This window comes from Leptolyngbya sp. AN10, from assembly GCF_050565645.1.
GTDB lineage: Bacteria > Cyanobacteriota > Cyanobacteriia > Leptolyngbyales > Leptolyngbyaceae > Leptolyngbya.
In genome coordinates, this window is sequence record NZ_JBNXVP010000029.1 from 38,736 (window position 1) to 60,890 (window position 22,155).

Annotated in this window: 23 protein-coding genes; 11 read left to right on the forward strand and 12 right to left on the reverse strand. The window is 48.4% G+C overall.

Annotated features, from left to right (window positions below):
* Nucleotides 1-13: 13 nt before the first annotated feature.
* Nucleotides 14-1,393, reverse strand: a complete 1,380-nt coding sequence (locus ACQ4M5_RS29940) for an LCP family protein (RefSeq protein WP_430679452.1) — start codon at nt 1,391-1,393, stop codon at nt 14-16.
* A 391-nt stretch (nt 1,394-1,784) separates the two neighbouring features.
* Here ACQ4M5_RS29940 and ACQ4M5_RS29945 point away from each other — a divergent pair, with 391 nt between their 5' ends.
* The 3 genes from ACQ4M5_RS29945 (at nt 1,785) to ACQ4M5_RS29955 (ending at nt 3,494) form a co-directional block, all read left to right on the forward strand.
* Nucleotides 1,785-2,846 carry a mannose-1-phosphate guanylyltransferase gene (locus ACQ4M5_RS29945; RefSeq protein WP_430679454.1) on the forward strand — a complete coding sequence of 354 codons (1,062 nt, stop codon included), beginning with the start codon at nt 1,785-1,787 and terminating at the stop codon, nt 2,844-2,846.
* Nucleotides 2,847-2,987: 141 nt separating this feature from the next.
* Nucleotides 2,988-3,212, forward strand: a complete 225-nt coding sequence (locus ACQ4M5_RS29950; protein ID WP_430679455.1) for a type II toxin-antitoxin system HicB family antitoxin — start codon at nt 2,988-2,990, stop codon at nt 3,210-3,212.
* A 54-nt stretch (nt 3,213-3,266) separates the two neighbouring features.
* A complete protein-coding gene (locus tag ACQ4M5_RS29955; protein WP_430679457.1) occupies nt 3,267-3,494 on the forward strand; it encodes a type II toxin-antitoxin system HicA family toxin in 228 nt (75 codons plus the stop codon).
* Here the strand turns inward: ACQ4M5_RS29955 and ACQ4M5_RS29960 are convergent.
* Complete coding sequence (locus tag ACQ4M5_RS29960) at nt 3,453-3,998, reverse strand: hypothetical protein (RefSeq protein ID WP_430679459.1); 546 nt, start codon at nt 3,996-3,998, stop codon at nt 3,453-3,455. The two genes, ACQ4M5_RS29955 and ACQ4M5_RS29960, sit on opposite strands and share 42 nt — an antisense overlap.
* Before the next feature lie 84 nt (nt 3,999-4,082).
* Here ACQ4M5_RS29960 and ACQ4M5_RS29965 point away from each other — a divergent pair, with 84 nt between their 5' ends.
* Nucleotides 4,083-5,009, forward strand: coding sequence for a hypothetical protein (locus ACQ4M5_RS29965; RefSeq protein ID WP_430679461.1), 927 nt, complete (start codon nt 4,083-4,085; stop codon nt 5,007-5,009).
* On the opposite strand, the gene mtnA is transcribed toward ACQ4M5_RS29965, so the two are convergent.
* Nucleotides 5,006-6,070: an S-methyl-5-thioribose-1-phosphate isomerase gene (gene mtnA, locus ACQ4M5_RS29970; RefSeq protein WP_430679462.1), complete on the reverse strand. Its 1,065-nt coding sequence runs from the start codon at nt 6,068-6,070 to the stop codon at nt 5,006-5,008. The genes ACQ4M5_RS29965 and mtnA overlap by 4 nt on opposite strands.
* A 39-nt stretch (nt 6,071-6,109) precedes the next feature.
* Here mtnA and ACQ4M5_RS29975 point away from each other — a divergent pair, with 39 nt between their 5' ends.
* Nucleotides 6,110-7,318 (forward strand): molybdopterin molybdotransferase MoeA, encoded by a 1,209-nt coding sequence (locus ACQ4M5_RS29975; protein WP_430679463.1) that lies wholly within the window; start codon nt 6,110-6,112, stop codon nt 7,316-7,318.
* Between the two features lie 60 nt (nt 7,319-7,378).
* Here the strand turns inward: ACQ4M5_RS29975 and ftsZ are convergent, their stop codons facing one another.
* From ftsZ to ACQ4M5_RS29990, 3 genes are all read right to left on the reverse strand, one after another.
* The gene (ftsZ, locus tag ACQ4M5_RS29980; RefSeq protein WP_430679464.1) at nt 7,379-8,689 is read right to left on the reverse strand and encodes a cell division protein FtsZ; all 1,311 of its coding nucleotides are present in this window, start codon (nt 8,687-8,689) and stop codon (nt 7,379-7,381) included.
* Between the two features lie 121 nt (nt 8,690-8,810).
* The gene (locus ACQ4M5_RS29985; protein ID WP_430679465.1) at nt 8,811-9,623 is read right to left on the reverse strand and encodes a cell division protein FtsQ/DivIB; all 813 of its coding nucleotides are present in this window, start codon (nt 9,621-9,623) and stop codon (nt 8,811-8,813) included.
* Nucleotides 9,624-9,800: 177 nt separating this feature from the next.
* Complete coding sequence (locus tag ACQ4M5_RS29990; protein ID WP_430679466.1) at nt 9,801-10,193, reverse strand: DUF4168 domain-containing protein; 393 nt, start codon at nt 10,191-10,193, stop codon at nt 9,801-9,803.
* On the opposite strand from ACQ4M5_RS29990, the gene ACQ4M5_RS29995 reads away from it, so the two are divergent.
* A complete protein-coding gene (locus ACQ4M5_RS29995; protein ID WP_430679467.1) occupies nt 10,192-10,485 on the forward strand; it encodes a DUF2288 domain-containing protein in 294 nt (97 codons plus the stop codon). The genes ACQ4M5_RS29990 and ACQ4M5_RS29995 overlap by 2 nt on opposite strands.
* A gap of 372 nt (nt 10,486-10,857) precedes the next feature.
* On the opposite strand, the gene ACQ4M5_RS30000 is transcribed toward ACQ4M5_RS29995, so the two are convergent.
* Together ACQ4M5_RS30000 and ACQ4M5_RS30005 are read right to left on the reverse strand one after the other, a co-directional pair.
* Nucleotides 10,858-11,451: a YdcF family protein gene (locus ACQ4M5_RS30000; RefSeq protein ID WP_430679468.1), complete on the reverse strand. Its 594-nt coding sequence runs from the start codon at nt 11,449-11,451 to the stop codon at nt 10,858-10,860.
* Between the two features lie 71 nt (nt 11,452-11,522).
* Nucleotides 11,523-12,407 carry a tetratricopeptide repeat protein gene (locus tag ACQ4M5_RS30005; protein WP_430679469.1) on the reverse strand — a complete coding sequence of 295 codons (885 nt, stop codon included), beginning with the start codon at nt 12,405-12,407 and terminating at the stop codon, nt 11,523-11,525.
* 232 nt (nt 12,408-12,639) lie between these two features.
* Between ACQ4M5_RS30005 and thyX the strand changes: the two genes are divergently transcribed.
* The 3 genes from thyX to ACQ4M5_RS30020 all read left to right on the forward strand — a co-directional run bounded on the left by thyX (nt 12,640) and on the right by ACQ4M5_RS30020 (nt 14,913).
* Entirely contained in the window at nt 12,640-13,419 is a 780-nt protein-coding gene (gene thyX, locus ACQ4M5_RS30010) for an FAD-dependent thymidylate synthase (protein WP_430679470.1), read from the forward strand.
* 168 nt (nt 13,420-13,587) lie between these two features.
* A complete protein-coding gene (locus tag ACQ4M5_RS30015) occupies nt 13,588-14,244 on the forward strand; it encodes a MotA/TolQ/ExbB proton channel family protein (RefSeq protein WP_430679471.1) in 657 nt (218 codons plus the stop codon).
* 21 nt (nt 14,245-14,265) lie between these two features.
* Nucleotides 14,266-14,913, forward strand: a complete 648-nt coding sequence (locus ACQ4M5_RS30020; protein ID WP_430679472.1) for an ExbD/TolR family protein — start codon at nt 14,266-14,268, stop codon at nt 14,911-14,913.
* A gap of 6 nt (nt 14,914-14,919) precedes the next feature.
* On the opposite strand, the gene ACQ4M5_RS30025 is transcribed toward ACQ4M5_RS30020, so the two are convergent.
* Nucleotides 14,920-15,585, reverse strand: coding sequence for a class I SAM-dependent methyltransferase (locus ACQ4M5_RS30025; protein WP_430679473.1), 666 nt, complete (start codon nt 15,583-15,585; stop codon nt 14,920-14,922).
* A gap of 198 nt (nt 15,586-15,783) precedes the next feature.
* Between ACQ4M5_RS30025 and cobO the strand changes: the two genes are divergently transcribed.
* Nucleotides 15,784-16,389: a cob(I)yrinic acid a,c-diamide adenosyltransferase gene (gene cobO, locus ACQ4M5_RS30030; protein ID WP_430679474.1), complete on the forward strand. Its 606-nt coding sequence runs from the start codon at nt 15,784-15,786 to the stop codon at nt 16,387-16,389.
* A 209-nt stretch (nt 16,390-16,598) separates the two neighbouring features.
* On the forward strand, nt 16,599-19,277 hold the full coding sequence (locus tag ACQ4M5_RS30035; protein WP_430679475.1) for an FG-GAP-like repeat-containing protein: 2,679 nt from the start codon (nt 16,599-16,601) through the stop codon (nt 19,275-19,277).
* Between the two features lie 53 nt (nt 19,278-19,330).
* Here the strand turns inward: ACQ4M5_RS30035 and ACQ4M5_RS30040 are convergent, their stop codons facing one another.
* From ACQ4M5_RS30040 to ACQ4M5_RS30050, 3 genes are all read right to left on the reverse strand, one after another.
* The gene (locus ACQ4M5_RS30040) at nt 19,331-20,239 is read right to left on the reverse strand and encodes an N-acetylmuramoyl-L-alanine amidase (protein WP_430679476.1); all 909 of its coding nucleotides are present in this window, start codon (nt 20,237-20,239) and stop codon (nt 19,331-19,333) included.
* A gap of 147 nt (nt 20,240-20,386) precedes the next feature.
* The gene (locus ACQ4M5_RS30045) at nt 20,387-20,719 is read right to left on the reverse strand and encodes a hypothetical protein (RefSeq protein ID WP_430679477.1); all 333 of its coding nucleotides are present in this window, start codon (nt 20,717-20,719) and stop codon (nt 20,387-20,389) included.
* A 37-nt stretch (nt 20,720-20,756) separates the two neighbouring features.
* A complete protein-coding gene (locus tag ACQ4M5_RS30050) occupies nt 20,757-22,115 on the reverse strand; it encodes a tetratricopeptide repeat protein (RefSeq protein WP_430679478.1) in 1,359 nt (452 codons plus the stop codon).
* Nucleotides 22,116-22,155: the final 40 nt, after the last annotated feature.

A 22,155-nucleotide genomic window follows, 5' to 3' on the forward strand; every position in this document is an offset into this window, starting at 1 on the left:
TTAAGCCTAACGCTTATGGCTGATACTGCGGAAATCTTGACTGCTGAGTTTTCCAGTCATTCCCAATCCGAATCGTCAAATCAGAATCTAACTCTCCCGTCGAAGTCGCTTCCACTCTGCCAAATCCCATTGAACTTTGCAGCACTTTTGCACCTTGCAAATCGCCTCGCTGCACAATAATCTGCGTTTTCTGCTGTAGATCCTTCCAATTTTCTGCTTGATACACGTTGGTATATCCAAGCGATGCCAGATACTCGGCAAACTGCTTTCCAGCTTGAGGATCACCCGACGCATTCTGAATCGCAACCTTCAAATCAGCCAATGGCGGCTCACTTGAAGCAACCGTAGAGGAATCCTTGAAATACTCCTGAAGAACACGATCGCGTCCCTGTGAGTCCATGATCCAATAGCTGGCGCGAAACTCATTCGGAGCGCTAAATCGTCCCGGCAACAGCACCATTTTGAAATCATCTCGATCGAGCTTCTGCCCAAGATTCACCAGCGCCAGCATTTCTTCAATGCTCAGATTCGTATCGATATACTTCTGCATCGCACCAATCAAACTGGGAATCCGAGGAATCACCAAGGGACTCGTCAACTTTGCACGTAAGGCTTTGATCAGTGCTTGTTGCCGCTGAACCCGTCCAATGTCCCCAAACGAATCGTGTCGGAATCGAGCAAACTGTTCCGCCTTATCGCCATCTAAAGTCTGCCAACCCGGTTGGAGATCAATCTTGAGCTTTTGAGTGTTATCGGTGTATTCCATTCGCTCCGGGACATACACTTCAATCCCGCCCAACAGATCGACTAATTCTCGAAACGCATCAGTGCTGACGCGAACATATCTATCGATCGTAATTCCATTCAAAGTCCGACTAATCGTTTCCCGCGCCAAAAGCGGACCACCACTCGCATTCGCTTGATTAATCTTCGTCACTCCGATTCCTGGAATTTCTACCTGTGTATCACGCGGAATCGAAAGCATATTCACCGAATTATCCGTCGGATCAACTCGCAACAGCAGCATCGTATCGCTGCGACCTGAGAAGACCTGATCCGAACCCGCAGGCGCATCTAAAACGCGATCGATTCCCATCACCAGCACATTCACCGGACGAGAAACCTTGTACTGAAATCCGCTCGTCCACAAATCACCAAATAATCTTCGCCCTTGATCCGGATTCGTTCCCGGTAATGGAGCCAACAATGCCAATGTTGTTCCAAGCGTTGCTGAAATCGCTGCGGCTCCCAACAGTCCAGCAACCCATAAGACAGTTCGACCCAAAGACGGCTTTTGAGGAAGTGCATTGGGAACGGTCGATCGAGATTCGGGGATGACCCGTTCAGTCGCGCTAGAAGGCTCTAGCGTGGATTGTCGCTTAGACTCTTTCACTCCGTTCACACCTCAAAAACAGTTCGGTCAGTGTCTGCGTTGCTTGTCGTCATCTTAGCTGGAAAGTTTCCTCTTTCCTTCAGCTTTTAGAGATATTTGCTCTCATCAAACCGATAGAGTGCTCTCGTAGCTTCAGATACAAAACAACCGCAACAACGCTTAGATAGTCCCTGGGAATTCTACACTTGAACTTCGACATTCGGCTAGTGTTCTCGATCGGAATCATTGAACTAGAGTCGAAGTCCGGAGGAAACCGTAAAATCCGCGACAAACTAATATGGTCTTGGGAAAAATGAGAAGAGTCCGCGAAGATGCCGCCAGAGTGTCCGGTGATTGATTAAAATCTTGGGCACTGCGCGATCTAACTAGCCCCCTTTTCGGTGAACAACGTATGACCCAATCTCTAGTTCCGATTATTCTGGCAGGTGGAAAAGGCGAACGCTTTTGGCCCCTCAGCCGCAAACACCGCCCGAAACAGTTTCTCTGTCTAGACGGCAGCGGAAGAAGCCTTTTACAAACGACTGCCGATCGCTTACTCGATACCGCTGGCGGCTGGAACAATCTCTGGGTTGTGACGGCTTCTCATTTAGCGGAAGGTGTCCGCGAACAACTCCCCGAATTGCCACCGGAAAACATCCTAGTCGAGCCAGAAGGACGCGATACGGCTCCCGCTGTGGCATGGAGTACGATCGAGGTTGCAAAGCGCTACGGTGACGATGTGGTGACGGGATTTTTCCCGGCGGATCACTGGATCGCAGAACAAGACATTTTTGAATCGACGTTAAAAGCTGCCGTAGATGCAGCGGTTCAAAATAATGCGATCGTGACTCTCGGAATTGCGCCCACTCATGCCGCGACTGGATACGGCTACATCGAGCAAGGCGAGAAGATTGGATTCTACGATGGCTATCCTGCTTATAAAGTCGATCGGTTCACGGAAAAGCCCGATCGAGACACAGCAGAAGAATTTGTCAGCAGTGGTCGCTTTAGCTGGAATGGCGGAATGTTCGTGTTTCAAGCAAAAGTGATGCTTGATCAATTGCACAAACACGCTCCCGAAATCATTCAGCTTCTAGAAGAAAAAGGAATCGAAGCATATTCAACGGTTCCGAAACTCAGTATTGACTATGCCGTGATGGAAAAGACCGATCGAGCGTGTGTGCTTCCTGTGCGATTTAGCTGGGATGATTTGGGCGACTGGGGCGCGATCGAACGCTTGATGAAATCTGATAGCCCGAATGTCGAATTAGGTCAGCACGTTGGCATGGATACGACTGGCGCGATCGTCTATACCTCAGATGACGATGAAGTGGTGGTCACGATCGGTTTAGACGATACGGTGATTGTTCGAGATGGCAAAGTCACTTTGATTGTGAAAAAGGATCGAACTCAGGATATTAAAGCAGTGCTGAAAACGATCCAAGCTCGATCGGAATTCCAAAATTTGCTGTAGTGGAGTCTAAAGCTGTGGGGTGATTGTCCCATCTCACAGCTTAAAGTTTCCCGATCGATCTAATTGGCAGATAAAGCTTCATTCGAGTGATCGTGCTTTTGACTATCGAGGTATGGTGGAAGAAACGCCTGATTCTCCTTGATGATGAAAACCTTGCAAGACTATACGATCGTCATTCGCCCAGAAGACAATGGCACTTTTGTGGCTTATGTGCCTGCGATTTCAGGATGTCACGCCTGGGCACAGACTTCAGAAGAAGCGAGAGCCGAGCTTGAGAATGTGTTTGACATGATCCGAGAAGAATATCAAGAAGAAGGTCGATCTCTGCCCTCGGATGTCGAATTGGTTGTTACTCATGCCAGCTAAAGCGAGTGAACTTGCCAAGGTTGCAAGGTTGCGCGGCAATTGGGCTTTGAGAAAGTGCGTCAAAAAGGAAGTCATGCGCGTTGGAAACATCCTGACGGTAGAGCGACAACAATCCCGATTCATGGCAAAAGCGAAATCGGGGCTGGTTATTTCATGAAATCCTGGATCAGCTTGGAATTACAGAAGAAGAATTTGAGGAACTGCGCTAGGAAGAGCTTTAGTACTATCTGGTTGCGCTTTCTAATATCTGCGAAAAAACCATGCCCTGATTGTCACGGCTAACCAAAAGAGATGAAACCAACCGATCGTAGCAACCGCAGGAATCCAACCTTCAGTAAAGTCCTCAACATGGGTTTGCTCCCCTGCTCGAACCAACATGAATCCAGGAAACGTAACGACTGTAAACAGTGGAGACATTAGGTAGACAGCAGTGCCAACAACAGTAAATGCACCAAGTAAGGCAGGTAAGAGCCAAATTGTAAGAGCAGCATACCGTTTACTTTTTACCGAGTCAGCAGAGCAATATATTGCAGCGAAGACAGCCTGAATTAGAAATAGTGGAATCGCATAGACAGCCATCTTTGTGCATATCTTAGCGAGTTCTAGTCGTCCAATGTAGCTTAGAACTAAAGCATTTGGAACATGAGCGCTAGGAATTCGATCGAGGTTTGCCAGTACCGCTTCTTGACCAAAATCGTAGTAGGCAAGAATCGTCGATTGATGAATGCTCAATAAGAGGACAGCAAGAAATAACAGGAATCTTTTGGATTGGATGAACTGCTTCATACGCGGTTGACAACTTCTTGATCGCTTCTCTGCATTTTGCCCAGTTCTACGATCGATGTGGCGTTAATAAATTTTCTATGACTCATGAATAGTCCGCTTCTGAACTTGCCAACTCTGAAAACAAGCGTTTCAGGAGCAGATCGCATGAATCGGTTACAGAAAAAATGCCTGATCGGATTGCTGGCTTTGCCTGTGGGAATTGGCGCGATCGCGTTCGTCTCTCTCAGAAATCCCTACTCGATCGAGTGTTCTCAAGTCGAGAATAATTCTCCCGTTTCCACGCGGCTCCATTGCGCCCAACGACGCGCCGATCGAGACACACCCGAAAGTTTAGCCGCAGCGATCGAGATGCTTCAAAACGTTCCGATCGATGATCCTTACCATCAGCAAAGTACACAACTAATTGAACGCTGGAAGGCTGAACTCTTAACTAAAGCTGAAACTGAAATACAAGCTGGAAATTTAGAGAAAGGGATTTCGATCGTGAGATCGCTTTCCGAAGAAGCAAAAGTACGATCGTGGAAATTGCTCTGGGAAAAAGGCGAATCTTTGATGAGAACTGCGCTAACTCAAGTAGAGAAACGCGAGTGGCATCAAGCATTTGAAACTGCGAAACAACTACAGAAATTAGAGAATCAATATTGGGCAACTGAACAATACAACTCGTTAATTGATCAGATTCAAAGCGATCGAGAATTTCGGGATTGGAAGCTCAGAAATCCAGACGAACCTCGTAAAACTTCAAAAGAAATTAATTTGAACTCACCCAAACCGGAAAAAGTTGCTCGTCGAAGTCGATCGCTTTGGAAACCACAAGAAGATACTCCAGTCTCGCGCCCAATTAGCGTCGTTGAATCACCAAAACCTGAAATTCAGCCAACACCCGAAATTGAGCCGAGTCCACAGATTGAGCCTTCCGTCGAGCCTAAACCGCCTGTCGAAGCTATTCAACCTGAAGAGCCACCCGTTGAGATTCCGGTTCCTGAAGCTGAAAAGAGCGATCGGACTTAAACAACTCGCTGATGTAATCTCGCCTGAATTTGATTGGGAGCAAACGCGCCAAACTCAGTCACGATCGCAGTAATTAATTCCGCTGGAGTTACATCAAACGCAGGATTGTAATACTCAATTCCAGGTGGACAGATGATCGTCTCACCGATTTGGTAAATCTCAACGGGATCGCGTTCTTCGATCGGGATCTGACTGCCATCGGAAATTTGAAAATCGATCGTTGAAACTGGAGCCGCCACAAAGAACGGAATATTATGCGCTTTTGCAATTAACGCCACGCTGTAAGTTCCGATCTTATTCGCCGCATCTCCATTCGCCGCAATCCGATCGGCTCCCACGACAACGGCATCGATCATTCCACGCTGCATACAATGAGCCGCCATGTTATCGGTAATCACCGTCACTGGAATTCCTTCTTGGGCGCATTCCCAAGCGGTGAGTTTCGCCCCTTGCAATCGAGGTCGCGTTTCATCGGCGTAGACTCGCTCTAAACGGTTTGCAGCCCACGCCGATCGCACAACTCCTAAAGCCGTTCCATATCCCGCTGTTGCCAATGCACCTGCATTACAGTGTGTGAGAAGCCGCAGTTTCTCAGGTGTAGAAGGTAAAGCGGCAAGACCATGATCGCCAATCGATCGACAAGTTTCTAAATCATCTTCCTGAATCTGTTTTGCTGCGAGTAGTAACGCTTCTTTAAGGTATTCGACTGATCCGAGCGTTTGACGTGCCGTTTTTAGCATTTGCTCGATCGCCCAAAACAAATTCACCGCAGTGGGACGAGTTGCCCGTAACTGTTCTGCGACTTTTTCCAATCGTGCCAAAAACTGTTCGCGGTTCGTTGCCTCGATTTCTCGCGCTCCTAGATAAATTCCGTAAGCTGCCGCTACTCCGATCGCTGGTGCACCCCGAACAATCATAGTTTTGATCGCTCGTGCCATATCATCACAGCGATGAATATCGACCAAAGCGTATTCGCCCGGTAAACGAGTTTGATCGATTAAGAGAACGCGATCGCGATCCCAAACAACGGGATAAACCTGGTTCGGAGGCATATTTCGCATTAGTGTTAAGTATTGATTATCTTACTTTGGGTTTGGATCATGCTATCAGTAGCAGAAGCGGAAAAGCTGATTTTTGAATCGATTCAAGCGATCGGGCAAACGGAAATCATTAGATTGAAAGAGTGTCGCGATCGTATTCTCGCCGCGCCAATCACCAGCAAGCTCGACTTTCCTCACTGGGATAATTCTGCAATGGATGGCTATGCGGTTCGATTCGAGGATGTCAAAGAACCCACATCTTTAGAAGTGATTGAAGAAATTCCGGCAGGGTTTCAACCGCAGAAAACACTACAGCCCGGACAAGCCGCAAGAATTCTTACAGGATCGGTAATGCCTGCGGGTGCGGATACAGTGATTATGCAGGAAGAAACGAAACGAGACGGCGATCGCGTTTCTATCCTCACGCCTCCCGAAAAACAAGGCTTATTCGTGCGATATCGCGGTTCGTATTATCAAGCTGGAAATCCTTTACTCACCCCTGGTACAGTTCTCAAAGCGCCTGAAATCGCGATTCTTGCAGCCGCTCAATGTCTAGAAATTCCAGTCTTCCGTCGCTTACGAGTGGCAATCCTTTCAACAGGCAGCGAGTTAGTCACTCCAGATCAGTCACTTCAACCCGGACAGATTGTAGATTCTAATCAATACGCACTAGAAGCCCTAGTTGCAGAAATGGGAGCCGAAGTGATTTCTCTAGGAATCATCCGCGACGATCCAACTGAATTAAAAAATGCGATCGCCAAAGCCGTTCAATCCGCCGATGTGGTTCTCTCTTCAGGTGGCGTTTCAGTCGGGGATTACGATTATGTCGATCGCATTCTCGAAGAATTAAACGCAGACATTCGGATTCGCTCGATCGCAGTTAAACCCGGTAAACCGCTGACCTTTGCCACCTTCCCAAATTCAACGCTGTTCTTCGGTCTGCCTGGAAATCCGGGATCAGTTTTAGTGACGTTTTTACGATTTGCTCAACCTGCGATTCGGAAATTATCAGGACTCGCTCACGGTTGGCAACCAGAGTTTTTCAATGCTGTCACAACTCAGGATTTGAAATCAGACGGAAAGCGCGAACTTTATCTTGTGGGATCAGTGTCGATCGCAAATCACACATTCCAATTCACTCCCACTGGCGGCGCTCGATTGTCAGGGAATTTGATTAATCTGGCTGGAATGAACGCCCTTGGAAAAATGTCGATCGAACAAACCCACATTTCCGCAGGTGAATCCATTCAAGTCCTAAAAATTCCCTAAAAACTCAAAATCCCCCAGAATTGAGGGATTTAGGGGGCGCAACCCACTCAAAACGAAGCCCTATTTCTGCGGCTTGCGTCTCGTTCTTAGGAATTCAGGAATATCAAGTCCTGGTGGTTTCGGCTGCGTTGATTCTGGAGTAACAGAAGGTTGACTCACCGGAGGAGCAGAAATCGATCGAGCTTTCGGTTGTGGAACCGTTGCACCCTTCGGACTCGCTTGCGGCTGTACCTCTTGAGTAAATCCAGTCGCAATCACGGTAATCCGAATTTCGCCCTGCAATCGATCGTCAATCACTGCACCAAAAATAATATTGGCATTCGGATCAACCGCTTCATAGATAATGTCTGCCGCTTGGCTCACTTCGTGCAGGGTAAGATCCGATCCGCCTGTGATGTTGAAGACTACGCCACGCGCACCATCGATCGAAGCTTCCAACAGCGGAGAAGAAATTGCCGCAACCGCCGCTTCTCTCGCTCTCGACTTCCCAGAACCGATCCCGATTCCCATTAGCGCCGATCCCGCATCTGCCATGATCGCTCTCACATCGGCGAAATCCACGTTCACTAATCCAGGAATCGTGATGATATCTGAAATCCCTTGCACCCCTTGGCGCAGAATATCATCAGCCGTTTTGAACGCTTCTTGAACTGGAGTTTGTTCTGAAACGACCGAAAGAATCTTATCGTTTGGAATAATGATCAGCGTATCCACACGGCTCTGAAGTGCAGCGACTCCTTCTTCCGCCTGCCCTGTTCGCCGCCGCCCTTCAAATGTAAACGGACGAGTCACAATCCCAACGGTTAGCGCCCCTAATTCTTTTGCCACTTCAGCCACGATCGGAGCCGCACCTGTTCCAGTGCCGCCACCCATCCCAGCGGTGATAAAGACCAAATCGGCATTTTCAAGCGCCGCAGCGATCTCATCACGAGATTCTTCTGCCGCTTTTTGACCGATCGCAGGATTTCCACCTGCACCGAGTCCACGAGTCAACTTCTGACCGACCTGCAACCGTTTCATCGAGGTCGATTGCGCCAGCGCTTGAGCATCCGTATTAATCGACCAGAACTCAACTCCAGCCACATCGCTTGCAATCATTCGGTTGACCGCATTACTGCCGCCACCTCCCACGCCAATCACTTTAATCCTTGCAACGCTTCCAGGCACGATATCACCACTCCTTGCATCTTCAGGAACCGTCTTAAGACCCAGACCTTGGTTATGATACAGCCCAGAATTAAACGGATTGGAATTGTCCGAGGTTGAGAAGTTATTCATTTGCCCTTCCGTATTCGAGGTGGCAATGCCGGATTCAGGCTGGTGATTCAGCGTCATTGGGTTGGCATTCGACTCATTATGATTAAGCGTCATTGGGATTTCAAGCGATGGAGATGAACAAAAGAGAAGTCTAAAAGGGCGACTGAACTCGATTAGCACATTAGCTTATCAGGACTCGCGACCGTTGGCTGGAAATTTTCCCACAACTTTTGCTCTATGGAGTACCTAATTTTACCGGAGTTTTTGTCGCATTCATTTGTAGAACCGGAGAATTTGGATTTCTTAAGTCGATCGACAAAATTTGTGCCCCATTCATCCGACTCGGCAACCGTCGCATTTCATCTAACACTTTGAGTTGCGTCGGAAAGTTTGAACCGTAGACACCAAACTGTACCGCACCCAGTTCGGTTTTGAGAATTAAATTTGCCGGATCTTCCCAGTTCGCTTCCAAAATCTTGACTGGACTCTGGCGAATGGTGCGATAAAAGGTCGTCCAATTGGAACGATAACGCTCTGGGTTGCCAATAACTTTAAAGGGCGGCAATTTGAAGTTTGGGTTCAAGTTCGTGTAGCTGTCTTGCGGCATCCACACGCCTGTTTCGTCGATTAGTCCGGGTTGAGAAGTTTTAGAAACCGTTTGCGCGATCGGGACTCTCTCCCGAACTCGTACCGTCAAACTCGGCGGAAACAATTGTCGATCGACGGTGGCATCTGCGATTGGAGCTTTTGCCTTGAGCGCGTCTGAAATCGATTGGGGCTGCACTTTCAGGAGCGATTGCGGGTATGCGATCGGTAAAAGTGTGCGAATTGTCTGCTCAGAGATAAATCGGTTGCCTTTGATTGTAACCTGCTCTGGCTTGCGAATCACCCAGGCAGGCAGCGTTGCCACCCAGAGCGCACTTGCGGCAAAACCTGCGATCGCAACGTTGCGCCAACTGGTTTGCAGGAATCGAGTGCGACGCTGGCGACGAAGTTTTTGACGGCGCTGGGACAGTTCGGTGCGTGACACGGGGGCGATGCTGGTCATTGTGAGGATACGAATCGCGGAGCAACGGGTAAGACTGAGAATTGAAGCCATTCTGACAGGTGTTTTGGTGGATCTCAAGCAACTGATAAATCTCGAAATCTACCGGGTTTCGGTCTGGGCTTCAGACGTTTACTCTAATCGATTTGACTAAAGTTGCAAGCTTTTTTCCGAACTCTTTTAGCTCGGTGTTTCTTGTAGCAAAGTTGCGACCCGTTCCCCGAATTCTGGATCGACGTTCGCCAGACTCAAAAGTTGCAAATATTCCTGCCGAGTTAATCCATTTTTTTCAATAATCGCGATCGCTTCTCCTTCAATGTCTTGCTGAATCCGCGCTGATTCCGAATCCGTTTCCGCTGCCTGCAATTCTCCTTCTCGTCGTTCAATCAGTGCGACGACTTGCAAACAAGCCTGTACGAATTGATTCAATTTTTCGGATGGGATCGTGTTGACATCAAGGTTTGAGCTAATTGGGGGATCGCTGACAGGTTCGGCTTGGATTGCATTAGGGTGAGCTAGACCGCAAAATAATGAGAGCGCGATCGCGAAAATTAGTTTAAGAATTCGAGCCATGTCAGATTTAAAAGCAGAACTAAGAGAATCTTTAGACGAAGCAGAGTGGGAATGGTTGATGCCTCATGCCGATCGCGATGCGGTGATCATGGTATCCGATTCACTGGATCTCGTGGATGTTGGATATGCGATCGCCAACGATCAAACTACTTCAGTTCAACGGTGGATTCAAGATTGTCTGATTTACAAACCATCGATCGAGCAGAAGTCGGTCTGGAATGAGGATCAGACCAAACGGTTTCAGGCTTTGATTCTTCAGCCTTACGTATTGATTCAAGAATTAGCGGCTTAGGAGTGTGAATTGAACAACCTTGAACCCTGGCGAATTTCATTCGCGGCGATACAAACGAAGTCCCCGAAGGCGGACTTAGAGGGTGTTGGAGAAGTAATCGTTCATCGCATTCACCCGCCCGGAAATGAATCTCCGGGCTAATCGGGGGAAGCCCACTCAACTGGGCTAAGAACTCCGAATTGCGCTCCCAGCCCGCTTCAGCGGGGTTTCCTCCATTAGCCCGGAGATTTATTTCCGGGCGGACTCGCAACGCAGCAAAGCCGCTTTTTATACTTCTCAAACACCCTCTAACAGCCATTTCTTAACCTGCAAAGGCGGGTTTTGTCTGCGTGGTCGCGATTTCAATCGCTAGGCTTATTCAGTCTGTGTTCTTTAGCGTTCTTTCACCGGAGCAAGCTGCGCCCCAGTTTGTCCAGTCGCGACCCAAAGCACTGCCCGTCCTCCGTCTCGTAAAGCTTTAGAAAGCGGTTCGTCTGCATGATTGGACGGGATCGAGACGGGCTGAATATTGATCCCGCGACTGCCAAAAACAATTTCTCCGATTACCTGAGCGCGACGCATGTGATAGTCCGAAGTAATCAAGTAAACGCTGCGAACATTTTTCTGACGCAATCGATCGACTAACGACGTAAAGTTCGTCACCGTATCCACCGCTTGGTAATCCAAATTCAACCGCTGCAAATCCACACCCGTTCTGGAAAATACTCGCTCTGCATAGTCACGCGGCGCACCAGAAGAAATCCAAACGGGTAAATTTGGGTGTTGTTTAGCAAATTTCGCGCTAAAAATTTCTCGTTCTTCTGCGCCGCCTAACACCAGAATGGCATCGGGTTGCTCAAAATGTAGTCTTGCCGATCGCACTCCCATCCATAAAACGAATGGAGTCAAGAGCAGCAACCAAGGAAACGATCGTTTACGACTTTTACGGTGATGATAATAATCTGGCGATACGGCTTTCACACGCACGATGCCACCCCTGCACAACTGATTAGAAATTCATTGCCTAACTTACCAGACACTTTACGAAATGGGTTAAATTATTGTCCGCGACCTTCTTGGGCAGCTTGGGCGGATTGCGCTTGAGCGATCGCGGCTTGAATTCGTGGAACTGCAAAGAATTTTTGGGTATCCGCCATCAATCTTGCGCCCCAAAGATTCTCAACTAAGAATTTGGGTTCACCATATCTCGCATCTGCTTTTAGTGCCGCTTCTGCGAGTGTGAATGCCTCAGTTTGATTGCCTTTTCGGAAAAGTGCCACTGCGATCGCTAACTGCGGTTCTGCGGTGGTCTTGGGATCGATCGCGACCGATTGCCGCCAAAGTTTGATCGCTTCGTCGATCTTGCCTTCCTCGTAGCGAATCAGTCCGATGTTATTGATCGCAGGCCAAAATGTTTTATCGATCGAGACCGCTTTTTCGTAATTCGCGATCGCGTCACGATTTCGTTTCAGCATCAAATTCGCATTGCCCATATCGAAATAAGCTCCAGCCACATCAGGCTTGATTTTCAGCCCTGCCTGAATTTGCTTAATCGACTCTTCGTACTGTTCTTTTTGGAAATGTGCGGTTCCCAGAGCGAACAAGATCGCAGGATTCTTGGGATCAAGTGAACCTGCTCTTTGAAGGGCGGGGATCGCTTCGTCGGCTCGTTTCGTCTCCAGATACAAACCGCCTAAGATTGCCCAAGTTTCAGGACGTTTGGGAGCGAGTTGTACTGCCAATCTTGCGCGTGCAAGTGCTAACTGATTCTGATTGAATTGTGCGAGTTGTGACGCTTCTTGAATCAGTCCAAGACCCTGCTGTTCGAGTTTGTCAAAATCAACTTGGGGGGCATGGGGGATCAGCGCTTGAGCGAACGCGGGTTGACTCGTCCACAGTCCTAGAATCAAGCAAATGGAGAGGATAGAGAGACGTTTGGGCACAACAAAGCCTTTTGAAAAAACTGCAAGAGATATGGAGTAAGCTTAATCGATCTTGTTAACTTTGGGGCAGGAGATGTTCGATCGCGAATTCCTCTTTCTTGTTTTTCACGGCTCTAGAGCGATTCCCGGAAAATTAAGTTCTTGGTCTGCATCTTGCGCTTTTCTCAAATTGAAGTTAAATTGAGCGCTACTTATAGCGTCTCACTCCAATCCATCGTTTGAGGAATCTTTCATGGTTCAATCTATTGCTGTTCCCAATTTCACCGATATGTCTGATTCAGCGTTGCCCAATCGCACAGCAGAATTTCCCTCGATCGATCCGCTCAACGATGGCAAAAGTCGGATCGCGCTCTTGTCTCACATGGGCAGCGATTTGGACATTGTGAACGATGCCAGAGCCAGCTTTGATAAAGTCTCGATCGACCTGGATGAGAAAGATGTCAAACTGATTCACTACTTGATTCAGCATCATCATACATCTCCGTTTCGCGGTGTTGTGTTTAAGTTCAAAGTGAAAGCGCCGCTGTTTGTCGCCCGTCAGTGGTGGAAGCACGTGATCGCTTCTTCACACAACGATGAGCAAGTTGGCTGGAATGAGAAGAGTTTTCGCTATGTTGCGATCGAAGATTCTGAAGATTTCTACGTTCCTGCTTCATTCCGCCAGCAGTCCAAATCCAATCGGCAAGCGACTTTTGGCGAAATTCCTGAAGAGCAGAATCAACAAGCGCTAGACATCTATCGCACTCAATGTGAAGCCAGCTATAAAGCTTACAAAGATTTGCTCGAATTAGGAGTTGGACGGGAACAGGCTCGCGGCGTTCTGGTTCCAAGCGTTTATACGTCTTGGGTTTGGACGGTTTCGCTGCAATCCGTTCTGCACTTTATTGGACTGCGGAAAGGCGAAGGCGCACAGCAAGAAATTCACTTCTATGCGGATGCAATTTCTCGATTGATCCAGCCGATCGTGCCTCAGACGATTTCTGCATGGGAAGACCTCAATCGATCGTTCTAATCTTTCTGGGATCAAATTGAGAACTCTGTACCCAATTCGGTTGCGGAGTTCTTTTTTCTTTTAGAAATGAACGGAAATACCGTCGATCGCGCAGTAAGATTTTATGGAATCTTTAAAAACCCGATTCAACAAGATGCTACGAGGGACGCACAGAGAGGAAGAGCAATCATGAACATCATTGAACTGTTTGAAAGAGGCGGCGTGACCATGATCCCGCTGTTTGTTCTCTCAATCTTGTCGCTTGGAGCCATTATTGAGCGATCGTGGTTTTGGTTCAACGTCCTAAATAAAGAGAAAGAAGTCGCAGGACGGATTCTCGAAACCTCACGACGCGATTGGGAAGCAGCGGTCGAAATCGCACGTCAGTCGTATGATCAACCGATCGGACGCTTTCTCTATGCTCCGATGCGCTTGCAAAATCCTGATCCAGAACTTTTTCGTCTTGCACTCGAATCTTCTGCCGATGAGGAGATCGCATCCATGCGGCGTGGAGACAAAATCCTCGAAGCAGTCATCGCTTTATCCCCATTGCTTGGACTGTTGGGAACTGTGATTGGTCTGATTTTGTCATTACGATCGATCCGAATTGGCGACATTGGAACCGCTTCAACCGCTGGCGTAACAACCGGGATCGGAGAAGCGCTGATTAGTACTGCAACTGGGCTAGTCGTCGCGATTTTTAGCCTTGCTTTTTACCGAGTGTTTCAAGGACTCATCTTCAATCAGGCAAAGATTTTTCGTCGCACAGGCAACGATCTAGAATTGCTGTACCGCCAAAAATGGCAACTGACTCACGATAAATTGCATCACAAAGACGAAATCTAATCCTTCACTCGACTCAGCGCCATGAAAGTAAATCTCGACTCTCAACCTGATGAAGCTCAGATCCAGATCATCCCGCTGATCGATGTGATCTTTTGTATTCTCACGTTCTTTATTCTTGCCGCGCTTCAACTCACTCGCCAACAAGGAATCGGACTAGAGCTTCCTTCATCCCAGACGAGTAGCCTACTGACGAGTGATCAACTTGTGATCAACATTGACTCCAATGGGCAAACGTATTGGTCGAATCAGGGACAGCGACAACTGATCGATCGTGCTCAACTGTTCCAACTTGCTCAGGATTATCACCAACAGCGACCCGAAGGACTCTTAGTAATCGCAGCCTCACAAACTGCGTTCTACAATGATGTCATTCAAACGATGGACATTCTGCGGCAAGTTGCTCCCGATCGCGTTGCGCTTTCCACTGCTGCCGAACAACCAGGACAACCCCAACAAGGACAGCCTCAAGCTCCCGGAACCATTCCACAAATTACTCCGGCTCCGAATCTGGTTCCCAGTCCAACGGCTCCAACGAATACGTTGCCAACGAATCCCGCGAATCCGAATCTTACGCCGACTGCTCCACTTCAGCCGATTTCCCCACAGGTTCCCGCGCCTTCAAATACGGCTCCTTTAGCTCCTGGTGGTGAAGTTCCACAATCTCCGTAGTAGAGCTTACTTCGTCCAAACTGCTGAATATCGCCAAAAGAGATGTCTTCTGATTCGGACGTTTTTCAAGAATCGGGAGTACATCTTTTTTGCTTGAGAACTGGTTAGATACTGATCGGTGCGAAGGTGTTCGCGCATTGCCTCGATCGCTTCTCTTGATCGCTCAATTTCACGATTTTTCAAATTCTCATAAACCCAGTTCACTGGAACAGCAACAATATCAATTAATCGATCGACTCCTTCAGGCTCGACTAGATCCAAAATCACAAGTTTTCCACTCGGTTTTAATGCCGCTTTGATTTTTGGTAGTAGCAATTCTAAAGGAACGTGATGCAGAGTCGCGATCGACACAATCGCATCAAATTGCTCGATCGGAAACTTCCATTTCAAAACATCTGCAACTTGAAAATCGATATTGGGTGAAGACTGAGATCGAGCAATTTCAATCATGTTTGGTGAGAGATCGATCGCGCAAACTTCCCAACCTCGATCTGCTAAAACTCTCGAAAACTCTCCAGTTCCGCATCCAATTTCAAGCGCTTTCTGACCGGAAGACGGCAACTGATTTAACAAAAATGAGAAATAGTGATTGTTGTGATCCCATCGTTGTTGTTCGTGAAGCGCAATGCGATCGAAGTCATCCCGAATCTTCTCAATCAATAACTCATCCATAATGTTATGCCGCTAAAAAAGGGTGAGCAATTCGCCCACCCAAAAGACTAACAATTCAAATCTCTAGCGTCGAATCGGAGTGCCGCAAGGATAAGTCGCAACAGGTTCACGATCGACAACTGCAAAACGCTGCATTTTTTAGAGATTGATCTCAGCACAGATACGGTAAGATCAATCCCCTCAACAACTGTGTGACTTATGCTCGAAAACGCTGAACAACATCGCGCCAAAATGCAGCGCCGCAAAGAAGTTCAAGATCAACGAATTGCCGATCGTACTCGCGAAAAAGGTCTAATTGTCGTTAATACCGGAAACGGCAAAGGGAAAACGACTGCTGCTTTGGGAATGGTTTTACGATCGCTCGGTCACGGCTACAAAGTCGCGATCGTGCAATTCATCAAAGGAGCTTGGGAACCTGCGGAAAAAGCAGCCTTCGAGCATTGGGGCGATCAGATCGAATTTCATGCAATGGGAGAAGGTTTTACTTGGGAAACTCAAGATCGCGATCGTGACATTCTTAAAGCCACAGAAGCTTGGGAAACTGCCCTTTCCTATATTCAAAATCCTGATTTTCGCCTGGTTCTACTCGACGAAGTGAACATCGCTCTAAAACTCGGATATCTCCAAATTGAAACCGTTCTCGCAGGACTCGCTCAGAAGCCTGAAGATTCTCATGTGATTCTAACGGGGCGAGGTGCGCCAGCCGAATTGATTGAACAGGCAGACCTTGTAACTGAAATGACTCTCGTGAAACATCCTTTTCGAGAACAAGGAATCAGAGCCCAACCTGGAATCGAATTCTAATTCCGCAGTCTCACTTATTTAAATCGAAAGCGCCAACATTTTTCAGTATTCACTCTGAAGTGATGTCAAATTTTTACATCTAAATTCTTCTAAGTATTCCACTCTGTTGACTTCGGCTGAATTGAGAGTTGTGTCCCGCTTTTCGAGCTTCCCAAACGGGAATACTACGTCAAGCATTTCGATCGCACTTTAGCCAAAGTCAATACAGTATGTCTTCGCCACAACTCATTCAAAACCCACTGATTCCTTCTACTTTCAGCGGAACCGTCGATACGACGAATCGAACCATTGCCTATCAACTGAATCTCACGACCTTCCAAAGCGCTGCCGCAAACTTGTCATTGACAGGTCTCTCTGGCGATGCGAATTTGCGCGTGTTTCGAGAACCGACTAGCGCAGGTGGACAGCGATCGCTGATTCGAGAGTCAACCAACAAAGGCAAACTCTCCGAATCGATTCTGCTCAACGAGGTCGCTCAAGGAATTTATACGATCGAAGTTACCCTCGGCGACAACATCCCCAGTGCTGCGTATACCCTAAACGTTGCTGTCAACGCAGATGCCGACTTAAACAACATCCTTTGGCGCTCTCCTTCTCAAGTCATGGGCTGGAAAATAAACGGGGCAACCCTGGGAGCAGAGACGCAATATCCAGCCCAGCCCTCAAATATGCAAATTCAGGGCATCGCTGATCTCAATGCCGACGGTGAAGATGACCTCATCTGGCGAGATGCCAATGACGGAAGAACCTACTACTGGATGTTCAAAGGAGGAGAACCCGTTGCGGGCGATCGGGTCTCTCAAAACATCATTCCTCCAGATTGGCAAATCGCTGCTGTGAAGGACTTGGACGGAGATCAACAAGCCGATATTGTCTGGCACAATGCCAACGGCGGTCAAGTTGTGATCTGGATGCTCCGGGATGGAAGAGCGGTTAACGGAAGCCTTTTCACAGTGGGAGGAGGCTGGAACCCTGTTGCTGCGGCTGACATGAATGGCGATTTGAAAGCAGATATTGTGTTTCACAATCCGCTGAATGGGGGTGTCGCAATCTGGCAAATGAATGGCATGGCGGTGACAAACGCAGCAAGTTACGGTCCTGGGACAGAGTGGCGACCCCAATTTTTCGGTGATTTCAATGGCGATGGAAAAACCGACATCATGTTCCGGAATACGTTCTCTGGTACAGCCGCCTTCTGGTTAATGAACGGGGTGAGCGTTGACTTTGGTTGGACAACCCCTTCTGTCACATCAGACTGGCAAGTTGAAGCACTCGGCAACTTTGACGGAGCCGTGAACAAGAGTAATAAAGATTTGCTCTGGCGCAACCGCAACTCCGGAGATTTAGTCGTCTGGCTGATGAACGATACTGGACGCGGATTTGCCAGTGGCGGTGGATTTATTACGCTATCGGGACAGAACTACAACCGGGGAACAGGGTGGACGATCGCGGGTGTAGGTGACTTTAACAGCGATGGCAAAGAAGACATTCTCTACCGCAATGAGACCGATGGCAGTCAAGAAATTCTGCTGATGAATGGTTCTGCCATTACCCGCAGAGAGACATTGAAAGCGCAAGCGGGCGGTTGGCGAGTTCAAGGTCTGATGAAGCGAGAAGTGACGAGTGATCCGTTTGAGATTAGTGGACGTTCTGCAACGGGTGACTTTTTCTCGGCAACCGCGTTTGATCTTGGATTGTTGGATGGAACAGGAAACTATAGCGATCGCGTTTCTCCTAGAAATGCCGATTTCTTCAAGTTCAATCTCGCAACAGAATCAAACGTCACTCTGAATGTCGCTCAGTCCGGCGTAACTCTAGAACTCTTCCAAATTCAGCAAAACGGGTCACTGGGCAGTGCTGTTTCTATTAGTCCTGAAATGCTGTTGAGTGGTGGCGCTTATGTGGTCAAAGTCTCCACGGCGAATCAGGCGGTTCTACCATACACGCTGAATGCGACAGGCAGACCCAAAGTGACCGATGTAACCAGCGCTGAGTTTTCACTGGCGAGTAATTCGCTCACGCTGACTCCATCCACCACGCCAGACGGCAAAAACACAGTAACGGCACAATTCCGAGTCACAAACAACAGTTCGACCACGCTGACGAATCTCGAAGTTGGCTTCCGGCTGTCTCGCGATGGACAAATCTCGCTAACTCCTTCAGATGAACTTCTGCGGATTGAGGGTGCAACCTCGAATATCTACACCTTGGCAGCCCCGCTTGCGGCAGGAGCAACTAGCGAATTGCTCACGGTGACGCTACGTTTACCGGAGACCAGTGCCGGATTCTGGTATGTGGACGGTGACTATACGGTGGGTATGGTGGTCGATCCGAATAACAAACTGACTGAAAGCAACGAGAATGACAACTTCAACGTGGCATTAGGTCGAGATAAGGCAGCTTTGGCGATCGCTGGAACCGAAACGATCGAACTGGTTGGAACCAACTTCACAGCGACTGGATTGGTTGCGGCGGGTCAACGGATGACGGCTTCCTTCACGCTGGCGAACCTCGGAAATCGCGCCTTCCCTGACGCAACTCTCTTGCCGATTCGGTTTGTTCTGTCGTCGGATACAACGATCGATGACAATGATCCTTTAGTCGGGGTCAGACGTGCAGGGACAACTGGCGCGTTTGGAGCCTTACTCAATCTCTTCCCAATAGACAGTCCGACTGTGCTGCGTGAAAAAGAAACAAGAACCTTCCAGCTTGAATTTGAACTTCCCGATGCAAGTTCGAGCATCTGGAGCGAGAACCGACCCTTCTATCTATCGGCTTGGATTGATCCAACAGGAAATGCAGGTCTAGAAGTAGATACGACGAACAACAAGTTGGACGAAGCAAATATGAACGATACACTCAACAAGATCTACCTGAGACTCGTCTAACTCTCGAATCATCTGTGAATTAGGCAGGGACAGTTAAAAGCGTCCCTGTTTTTTTATTCTTCTTGTGCGATCGCAGGCAGGGTGCATTGCATTGAAATATCATTCGTTTTTGGGAAAGCCGCTAGAAGTTGGGCAAAGTATTCGGCATTAAAACTTCTAGGATCGCTACGTTGGCGCGATCGATCCACGAGTCGATGCGTCGTAATGCGATCGTTCGGTATCCCTGTTTTCGCGACTAACCAAGCGAGAGACTGATACTGAGCGCGGGTATATCCGCTGTGTCTAGCTCCATTCCCGCGTCCATCAGGCGGGGTAACTAGCGAAATATGATAAGCGAAGTTATTGACCGAGGGTGGAAAGGCGGGATTGGTTTTGACCGCTTCAGTTCCTTTGTTGCCATTAAAAATAGAATTGCCTGCACCGAAAGCACGTCGATCGGGTGGAACGAGATAGACGATATTGCCATTTTCACGAATTAGCGTGTGATAGCTGACTTGATCATTGTCGCGGGGGTGCGGCGTTCGGAAATAATTGATAGCAGAACTGCCCGAACCCACCGTTTCATGCAGAACGATGATCGGGTCATTGTTGACTGGACGACCTGACAAATCTTCGGTGAATCGCCGCCCGAAGTTGGAAGGATGGGCGATCGCGACTTCTTCTCTCGGTTGATAGGTCGAATTGGGTGGTGAATCTAGACGAAATCTTGTGAGAGGAGGAATGCCTTGAATGGCAGGAAGGTTTCTCAGTCTGCCGGGTCGCGGAATCGGCTTGATTGCACAGGCACTAGAGAGCAAATCGCTGGCGTTGGCGGTGTCTTGCTGAAAACTGATCAGTTGTTGGGGTTCTGAAGGTTTGATGCGAAGACCGTCGAGCCATTCGGCTTGTCCGGATTGAATGGCAATCAAAAACGTGGCGAATCCTGCTAGGACGATCGCAGAAACCTGAAAAAGCCTCTTCATGCGTTTGTAGGAATTGTCTCGGTGAAGGAAGGAGTAACGTTCGTTGTTGTGGAACAAGATAGAGTCTTTTCGACTTTAATTCCAGGGAGAAATCAATTGAATACAGCGTGATTTAGTATACGTTGCGAAAAGAAAGTACGCAGAAATTCATCGTTTTTCGAGTCTCGCAACTTTTTCTTCTAAGGCTTGAATCCGATCGCGGGATTCGATCACCAGGGTGGCTAGTCGATCGAATTGAGCATCCGTGAATCTAGAAGGACTCGACGGAAGCCGAACATTTGAGGGGGAAGGGACGGAAACTCTCGGAGCAGGGCGGTTTGCGCTGAGTTGAGTGAGTTGCGATTGAATCCCCACAAGTGCAGATTCAAGTCGAGCAATTCGCGATTCGACAAGTCCGATTTGAGCTTGGGCGGGTGAGAATAGCTGAAAAGTGGTCAGGATCAGAGTGGTAATACCGACGATGATCAGAAATCGTTTCATGGTCTAAAGACAACGGGCTTTTTCTGATCCAACCGGACTAGCTGGCTCCTGTCATCACGCTTGCGACAGAACGCGAGTAAATCAAGGCTTGAAAGCGAAGATCCTGACGCAACTTCTCAAAGGCAGAATCGTTTGCGGCAATTTCTCGATATCCGGGTGCAAGCGCGATCGCACGTCTCAAATGTTCCAACGCCCACTCCGAATTCTTCTGCATTGCGTAACAGCAAGCTTCGTAGTAAAACACACCTGCATCGTCTGGCTCAATTCCCAAAGCTTTGTCATAAGACACGATCGCTTCGTCGTATCGTCCTGCATTCTGAAGCGCAGAACCAAGCGAAACCCAACCTTCTGAGTCGTAAGGTTCAATCATCAAAGCTCGAATATAACTACCGATCGCTTCGTCATGCCGCTGAATGCTGTCTAAAATCGTGCCGCGATACTGCCAAACTTTCGGGTGATTGAGATGGAGTAAGAGCGCTCGATCGAGACTTTGCAATGCCTCCTCAACTCGCTTCAATTCCCACAGGATCAGAGCACGTACCACCCAAAGTTTGAAGTTTTGGGGATCGATGGTTAGCGCATGATCGATGTAGCTAAGAGCAGCTTCGAGTCGTCCAAGTTTGCGAAGAACGATCGCTTGATTCAATAATGCTGACATTTGATCGGGCTGCATTTCCAGAGCTTGGGTAAAACTTGCACTGGCTCGCTCGAATTCGCCCATCGAACCGAGAATCATTCCCCGCATACACCAAGGTTGGTAGCTTTTTGGCGTGAGAGCGATCGCAGTATTGATACTTTCCAAAGCTTCCGAATATTGATCCAATTTCCACAATCCGTAAGCTTTGAAGTTCCACAGATTCACGTCATCAGGCTCGAACTTGAGCGCTTGATTAACGCTTTTCACCGCTTCTTGATAGGAGCCAAGCTTGCCGAGAATCTGAGCGCGATAGCCCCAAGCCTTGTAGTAGTTCGGTTGCAGTTCGACCGCTTTTTCTAAACTTCTCAAGGCTTCTTGGTAGCGTCCTAAGTAGGCAAGAGCTTTTCCGCGCTGATACCAGGGCTTGTGATTCTTGGGATCAAGTTTGATCGCTCGATCGTATTGTTCGATCGCTTCGTGGTAGCGCTTCAATTTTGCCAGGGCTTGCCCACAGTTGTACCAAGCTTTCGGATCGGTGCAACCGAGTTCAAACGTTTGCTCGTAGGACGCGATCGCGGCTTCATAGCGTCCGAGCTTGCCCAAAACATAGCCGCGATAGTGCCAAGTGTCGGGATTATGAGTTTCCGCACGATCGAGACACGCGATCGCGGCTTCGTACCAACCGTTTTGGCAGAGTGCGATCGCGCGTCCCAACCAACCTTGAGAAGCGGGATTCACATCGCAGCTTATGTTTGTCATAGCACCTCCAAATCACACTAAATCCGCATTTAGTGGTTTT